Origin of the sequence: Tunicatimonas sp., from assembly GCF_049647865.1 — a bacterium.
In the GTDB taxonomy this organism is placed as follows: domain Bacteria; phylum Bacteroidota; class Bacteroidia; order Cytophagales; family Cyclobacteriaceae; genus Tunicatimonas.
This window is the reverse complement of the sequence record NZ_JBARYM010000741.1, coordinates 1-4,152: the sequence shown is the minus strand read 5'-3', so window position 1 is coordinate 4,152 and position 4,152 is coordinate 1. Positions and strand designations below refer to the sequence as shown.

The window sequence follows — 4,152 nt, the reverse complement described above, 5'->3', positions numbered from 1 at the left end:
TACACAATGGCAATACCTAGTCGTTGGGCTTCGATCGGGTCGGGAATCTGCACTTCCTGTCCTTTCCATCGGACGCTACCCCCGTTGGGCTGTAAATTTCCCGATAGGATGTTCATCAGCGTGCTCTTGCCCGCTCCGTTTTCTCCACAGAGCGCGTGTACTTCGCCCGCTTGCACGGTCAGAGAAACCTGATCTAGCGCTTTCACGCCGGGAAACTCTTTGGAAATCTGCTGTAGCTCTAGGTTGTTGTCGGGCACTGTGGATGACTTTGTTTCTTAGAATAAAGCGGCTCAAATTACTAGCAAATTTCCTATTATATAGGGGAAGATTTGCTGTTTGAGCGAAGCGAGTTTCAAATGTTCCTAGATTTTTTGCTTACTTTTTCATCGATGGAAAAAGTAAGAGCCTACCCGGCTTGAGGGTGAGAAGCTGAAAATCAGGTGCTTATAGCTCGCTTTTGTGGTATTCAAACCATAACGCACGTTAAAATAGAAAATTTTGTCAATCCCTGAAACCCAACATTCACTTAATGCCTAAGTTAGAAGCGTATGAAAGCAATCGCCATTACTCCCGGTACTCCCGGTGCTGAGATTATTACACATCAGGAACCATCGTTAAGTTCTCCGCACGATGTGAAAGTTAAAATTCTGCAAGTAGGGGTTTGCGGTACCGACCGCGAGCAGATTGAAGGCGGTCGGGCCGATGCCCCCGAGGGGAGCTCCAAACTAATTATTGGTCACGAAATGTTTGGTAAGGTAGTAGAAACCGGTGATCAGGTTACGACCGTTCGTCCGGGTGACTACGGAGTGTTTTCGGTACGTCGGGGTTGTGATAAGTGCGTGCCCTGCCAAAATAACCGCAGTGATATGTGCTTTACCGGTGACTACGTAGAACGGGGCATCAAGGGCATTCATGGGTTTGATACCGAACATATTGTTGATCACGAGCAGTATCTGGTGAAAGTGCCAGAAAGTGTTCGATCGGTTGGAGTGCTGGCCGAACCGATGTCGGTAGCCGAGAAAGCTATTGATGAAGCCATAAAAATACAAACTGGCCGCTTACCCGAATTGGAAGAAGGAGAATGGTTACCGGGTAAGCGTGTTTTGGTCGCTGGGGTGGGAGCGATCGGCTTATTGGCCTGTCTGGCTCTGCGGTTACGTGGAGCGGAAGTGTGGGGACTGGATATTGTGGATGAAGACACCAAACGACCCCAATTGCTGAAGCAGATTGGAGGAAATTATATCGACGGGCGGACGGTCGAGACGATGGATCTAGATGATACTTTCGGCGAGATGGACTTTATTTTTGAAGCGGCCGGAGTCGCCCAACTCGGCTTTCAGTTGATTGATGCCCTGGGTATGAACGGAGTGTACGTGATGACCGGTATTCCCGCCGGTGACCGCCCTTCCTGCTTTATGGGAGCCGAATTGATGCGGCAGATCGTGCTGAAAAATCAGATTATTCTGGGAAGCGTAAACGCCAGCCCCCGGCACTTTGCTTTGGGAATTCAGGATCTGGAAAAAGCTAAAAATAAGTATGGCGACTGGATTGATCAACTGCTGACGACCCGCTTATCGTACCAGGAATTTGAAAAAGCCATCCACCAGCGTTCGGTAGACGATATTAAGACGGTGATTGAGTGGGATGAGATTTAATTAGAGCTCTTTTATTACTGTTATAAAAAGCGAAGGGAGCTATTCGTTGTTGAAGATACGCTCTATATCACGGCCTCCCCAAACAACGAGTAGGATAAGTACACCATCTGGCATAGGTTCATAACAGATCAGGTAGTTGCCATAAGGTTGTACTCTTACGAACGGTCTGCGGCGCGTTGATGGATACGCTCCAACAATTCACCTTCAGTTAATGGATAAGAGTCGCCACTGGCTCGATTACGGTCTATGGCTTCGCACATATCGTCAATGCGATTAAGATAAGCATTAAAACGGCTAGCTACCTGTTGCTGTGCCTCGGGTGGCATAGCCTGTAAGCGATTTGTAACAGTTTGAGTTTCTTCCAATTCAATCGTTATAGAAGGATTATTAGTAAAAACCTAAAAATATCAGCAAGCACCACTCGAGAATCTAGACTATGTAAATTCAAAGTGAAAGTGTATGCAAATTAAAAATATATTTTATGTAATTTAAAAATATGCATAGCTTTGCTACACGGCTATTATTCCGCGTCAGATTGCATCAACTATCCAATCGCTACAGTCTAAATATCCTATTTTGGCTATTACCGGTCCACGACAGTCGGGTAAGACTACCCTACTTAAGCATATCTTGCCCGACTATCAATATGTATCGCTAGAAAATCCGGATTACCAAAGTTTTGCTACTGAAGATCCAGTCGGTTTTTTAAAAACGTACGATCAGCGGGTAATATTTGATGAAGTGCAACGCGTACCTACCTTATTTTCTTACTTACAGACCATCGTTGACCAACGCCAACAGATGGGACAGTTCGTCTTATCCGGTTCGCAGAATTTTCACCTGCTGGAACGTATTACCCAAAGCTTAGCCGGGCGGGTAGCGATCTTCAAACTTCTTCCCTTTGATTCAGACGAATTATCTAGAAAAGTAGCCGTTGATGATTGGAGGTCACTGATCTTCCGAGGTTTCTATCCGGCTATCTATGATCGTGATCTTACCCCAGCAATTTTTCATACGAATTACATCCAGACGTATATTCAGCGCGACATAGTAGAACTAACCAATGTGCAGAACACACGACAGTTTCGTAATTTTATTGAGCTTTGTGCGGCGCGTCACGGGCAGTTACTCAACCTTAGTAATCTAGCCAATGCGTGTGGTATTTCTCAACCTACTGCCAAATCGTGGTTGTCTATTCTAGAGAGTAGCCACATCATTTTTCTACTATCGCCCTACTACGAAAATTTTAGTAAGCGTATTGTTAAAACTCCTAAGCTGTACTTCTACGATGTAGGCCTAGCGGTTCATTTATTAGGTATTCGACGGGTGGAAGACCTTACTGATCAAAAGTTGCTAGGTAGTTTATTTGAAAATTTGGTAGTTGCTGATCTATTCAAAAAGAACCATCATCAGTACTTACTAGCTGACTACTGGTTTTGGCGTGATTCTAACGGACACGAGATAGACCTGCTGACGAAAAAAGTAGGCAAGTTTGATATTTTTGAGATCAAATCATCGCAGACTGTCCTTCGCAAAATGTTTAAGGGAATGGATTACTTCTCATCTATTACTGGCGAAAAGGTAAAATCACAAACGTTGGTGTACGGCGGAAAAGACATTCAGAACCGTACCCAATATCAAGTACGACCCTGGAATGAAGCTTGAAATATCGATCGCCTATGGTTTACAAAAGTGAGGTATTTTCTAAGAAGAAATTTATCGCAATATAGCCCTTCTGAAGGGTGGATAATGTTCTTATTTTAGGTATATTACACCAGAATATATCTAGCTAGCCCAAACCGATTTCCCACTAATTGTACTACAAAAATTTGCGATTATTCCCCGAGGGAGATAGGGATTCTTATGTTATGAAAATCATTGTCTTTGACTTAGAATGCTACGCTAATGTGTTTCTGGTCTGCGCTCACGATATTGAACTAACAACAGATGTCTCATTTGAAATCAGTGACCGACACGATCAGCGAGCCGAACTGGTTCAGTGGTTTGTGGAGGTGAATAAAACCTCGGTTCTGCTGGGCTTTAATAATCATCTTTACGACAACCTGATGCTGGACAAAGCGTTGGATTTGATCTATCAGCCGAAAGCACAATTTCTTTGGCAGCTAAAGCAGTACAACGATCAGATATTCGCGCTAGCTTCGGCGCGTAATAAGTGGCAGGAGGCCTTTATGATTAAGCGGGATGCACTCAAGTCGTTCAACAGCATCGATGTGTACCGGCTTAGCAGTGGCGTTTCCAGCCTGAAGGGGGCCGCGTTACTAATGAATGATCCGGACATTCAAGAGCTTCCCATTCCCCCGCACGAGCTGGTGCCCGCAGAAAGACTGGATGAACTACGGCAGTACTGTCAGCGCGATGTGGATATTACTCACCGACTCTGGCAGAAGTTACAGGAGTACGGCGTAGTAGATGCCCGTAAGATTCTCTGCGACCTGGGCTTTCTATCCCCCGAAGGTTCTCTTAAACACTTGAGCCA

Annotated in this window: 4 protein-coding genes and 1 pseudogene; 3 read left to right on the top strand and 2 right to left on the bottom strand. The window is 45.0% G+C overall.

Features of this window, described 5'->3' with window-relative positions; genetic code table 11:
• Positions 1-68: 68 nt before the first annotated feature.
• Positions 69-185: pseudogene (locus WBA23_RS21600) on the bottom strand (ATP-binding cassette domain-containing protein); the annotation flags it as partial.
• 363 nt (positions 186-548) lie between these two features.
• Here WBA23_RS21600 and WBA23_RS21595 point away from each other — a divergent pair.
• Entirely contained in the window at positions 549-1,655 is a 1,107-nt protein-coding gene (locus tag WBA23_RS21595; RefSeq protein WP_424584356.1) for a glucose 1-dehydrogenase, read from the top strand.
• 155 nt (positions 1,656-1,810) lie between these two features.
• On the opposite strand, the gene WBA23_RS21590 is transcribed toward WBA23_RS21595, so the two are convergent.
• Complete coding sequence (locus tag WBA23_RS21590; protein WP_424584355.1) at positions 1,811-1,981, bottom strand: hypothetical protein; 171 nt, start codon at positions 1,979-1,981, stop codon at positions 1,811-1,813.
• A gap of 250 nt (positions 1,982-2,231) precedes the next feature.
• Here WBA23_RS21590 and WBA23_RS21585 point away from each other — a divergent pair, with 250 nt between their 5' ends.
• Together WBA23_RS21585 and WBA23_RS21580 are read left to right on the top strand one after the other, a co-directional pair.
• Positions 2,232-3,320, top strand: coding sequence for an ATP-binding protein (locus WBA23_RS21585; protein WP_424584354.1), 1,089 nt, complete (start codon positions 2,232-2,234; stop codon positions 3,318-3,320).
• 203 nt (positions 3,321-3,523) lie between these two features.
• Positions 3,524-4,152, top strand: a 629-nt coding sequence (locus tag WBA23_RS21580; protein ID WP_424584353.1) for a hypothetical protein, incomplete at its 3' end; no start/stop codon positions are given.

What these genes read in the sequence shown, in the direction of transcription:
- WBA23_RS21590 (WP_424584355.1), bottom strand. Translation starts at nt 1,981, where the DNA reads ATGCCACCCGAGGCACAGCAACAGGTAGCTAGCCGTTTTAATGCTTAT.
- WBA23_RS21595 (WP_424584356.1), top strand. Translation starts at nt 549, where the DNA reads ATGAAAGCAATCGCCATTACTCCCGGTACTCCCGGTGCTGAGATTATT.